A 2,999-nucleotide genomic window follows, 5' to 3' on the forward strand; every position below is an offset into this window, starting at 1 on the left:
CGCGCGCGATCTTGTCGTCGAGGCCGGTGAGCACCGCGTGCCCGAACCCCGCGGCGGCCAGCACCACCACCGGCAGCGTGGTCGCCACCCGCAGGGCCCAGCCCCGCTTCCTCGGGCGTACCGGGGGCCTGGGCTGCTGCGGCCGTGCGGGGCGGCGGGGCGGTGCGGGCATGGGGGACACCTCCGCGTGACACGGTCGGGGAGACGGGGGGAACGCTGAGCACCGTAGGCGCAGTCGCCGCGCGGCCCGTACCGGCGACCGGGCGGCGCGCGTCGCTGTCCCCCGTTCGCGGTAACGTGAGCCCCCTATGAACGCCAAGCCCGACATGCGGCTCCCCGCCGTGTCTGTGATCATGCCCGTCCTCAACGAGGAGCGGCATCTGCGCGGGGCCGTCCAAGCGATCCTCGCGCAGGAGTACGCCGGCGAGATGGAGGTCGTGATCGCCCTCGGTCCGTCCACGGACCGGACGGACGAGATCGCGGCCCAGCTCGTGGCCGAAGACGCGCGTGTGCACACCGTGCCGAACCCCACCGGTCGTACCCCCGCCGCGCTGAACGCCGCGATCAAGGCATCCCGCCATCCGATCGTGGTCCGCGTCGACGGCCACGGCATGCTCTCGCCGAACTACATCGCCACCGCCGTACGGCTCCTGGAGGAGACCGGCGCGCACAACGTCGGCGGCATCATGCACGCCGAGGGCGAGAACGACTGGGAGCGCGCCGTCGCCGCCGCCATGACCTCGAAGATCGGCGTGGGCAACGCCGCCTTCCACACGGGCGGGCAGGCCGGTCCGGCCGAGACGGTCTATCTGGGCGTCTTCCGGCGCGAGGCGCTGGAGCGGCAGGACGGCTACAACGTGGAGTTCATCCGCGCCCAGGACTGGGAGCTGAACTTCCGGATCAGGGAGGCCGGCGGCCTCATCTGGTTCTCGCCGGAGCTGAAGGTGTCCTACCGCCCCCGGCCCAGCGTCAAGGCGCTGGCCAAGCAGTACAAGGACTACGGGCGCTGGCGCCATGTCGTCGCCCGCTACCACCAGGGCTCCATCAACCTGCGCTACCTCGCCCCGCCGACCGCCGTGTGCGCCATAGCCGCCGGTCTGCTGGTGGGCGGGCTGCTCACCCCGATCGGGTTCGTCGTCCCCGGCGGCTATCTCGCGGCGATCGTCGCGGGCTCGGTCCCGGCGGGCAGGGGCCTGCCGCTCAAGGCACGGCTGCAGATCCCCCTCGCCCTCGCCACGATGCACATGTCGTGGGGCTTCGGCTTCCTGACCAGCCCGAAGTCGCTGGCGAAAAAGGTCATCGCGTCCCGCCGTCCGGCCGTGCTCACCGAGAGCTGAACCGGACCGAGGCGTACGTGTGGGGCCCCTCCCGAGCTTCGGGAGGGGCCCCACACACGCTCCCGGACTACCAGGTGAAGTCCGGGTCGACCTTCATACAGGCGTCCTTGTCGGCGCCGTTCAGCGCGTCCGCCGACTTGGGGGTCTTGTCGTCCTCCTTCTCGGCCTTGTACGCGTCGCCCTCGCGCCAGTCGGCGCCGACGACGAGCGTGACGCCGCTGACGTTCGTCGACTTCTCCACCTGGCCGAGCGGGATGCCGAGCGCCTTGGCGACCGCCTGGGCGTCGCCCTCCAGTTCGGCGCTCGGGTAGCGCACGACCGTCTTGTCCTCGGTGGTGGCGGTGGTCGAGTCCGCCGACGCCTTGGCGAAGCCCTCGCGGACGAGGAGCTGGGAGACGGTGTGGGCCCGGCCGGGGGCCGCGCCGAGGGCGGACGTCAGGGTGCCGTTCTGCACCAGCACGCCGATCTCGTCGTCCGCCGCCGCGGGGTCGTCGGAGGTCGGGTCCTCGGAGGTGGCCTTCTTGGCGTCCTTGCCGTCGAGGGCGATGTCCTCGCGCACCAGCCGGAACAGCTTCTCCGCGTCGCCCTCCTTGGGCACCACGCGCGCACCGACGTAGGTGAACGGCATCGTCGTCATCGTGATCCGGGCCGGCTCGACCTTGCGCAGTTCCTTGCTGAGGTCGTAGAGCGCCGCCACGTCACCGAGGCCGGGGTCGACGGTGAGGGCCGTCGTGGCCTCCTCGGCGAGCCGCCTCAGCTTGTTGGGGTTGGTGATCGTGGCGTTGTCGCGCAGCTCGCGGACCATCGAGTTCATGTACATGTGCTGCGCCTTGGCGCGGGCGATGTCGCTGCCGTCCTCGAAGCCGTACCGGGTGCGCAGCCACTGCAGGGCCTGCTTGCCCTGGATGTACGTGGTGCCCTTCTCCAGCTTCAGGCCGGAGCCGTGGCCCAGGCTGTCCCGGGACTCGATGTTGTCGGTGACGCAGACCGGTACGCCGCCGATGGCGTCGGCCATCGAGACCACACCGGCGAAGTCGACCATCATGAAGTGGTCGATGTGGATGCCGGTCAGCTCCTGCCAGGTGGCGACCGTGCAGCCGGGCCCGCCGCGGCCGAGCGACTCGTTGGTCATCGCCCGGCTGCTCGCCGCGTACACCTTGCCGTCGTCGGGGTCGGTGCACTTGGGGATGGAGAGCAGCGTGTCGCGGGGCATGCTCACCACCGACATGTTGCTGCGGTCGGCGGACAGGTGCAGCAGCATCTGGACGTCGGCGAGCGGGGTGCCGCCGAAGGTCTCCCGGGCGCCGCCGAGCTTCTGGTTCTCCTTGGTGTCCCGCGCGTCGGAGCCGATGAGCAGGATGTTCAGCGGGGTCTGGCCCGCCGCGTTGGGAGTGGGCTCGGCGATCTTCGTGTCGCCGAGGTTGAGCTTCTCCTTCTTGATGTTCCCGTTCAGGTGCCGGTAGTAGAGGTAACCGGCTCCCGCGGTCCCGAGTATCACCACCGCCAGCACCGTCGCCGACCAGCGCAGCACACGCCTGCGCCTGCGCGGCGCGGCCGTACCGGCACGCCTGCGTCCTCCGGCGCCGCCCTGGCGGCCGCCGCCCCGTCCCCGCTGTTCCGGGACTCTGGCGCTCCCGTCGTCGCCGGACGAGCCGTCCGTCG

The 2,999-nt window shown here is 71.3% G+C and carries 2 protein-coding genes; one reads left to right on the forward strand and one right to left on the reverse strand.

Annotation, left to right across the window (positions count from 1 at the left end; genetic code table 11):
• Positions 1-308 precede the first annotated feature (308 nt).
• Positions 309-1,337, forward strand: coding sequence for a glycosyltransferase family 2 protein (locus tag AOK15_RS39255; protein ID WP_055523780.1), 1,029 nt, complete (start codon positions 309-311; stop codon positions 1,335-1,337).
• A 67-nt stretch (positions 1,338-1,404) separates the two neighbouring features.
• Here AOK15_RS39255 and AOK15_RS39260 read toward each other — a convergent pair.
• On the reverse strand, positions 1,405-2,999 hold a 1,595-nt coding region (locus tag AOK15_RS39260), incomplete at its 5' end, for an LCP family protein (RefSeq protein WP_055523782.1).

Source organism: Streptomyces ossamyceticus, from assembly GCF_001418475.1.
GTDB lineage: Bacteria > Actinomycetota > Actinomycetes > Streptomycetales > Streptomycetaceae > Streptomyces > Streptomyces ossamyceticus.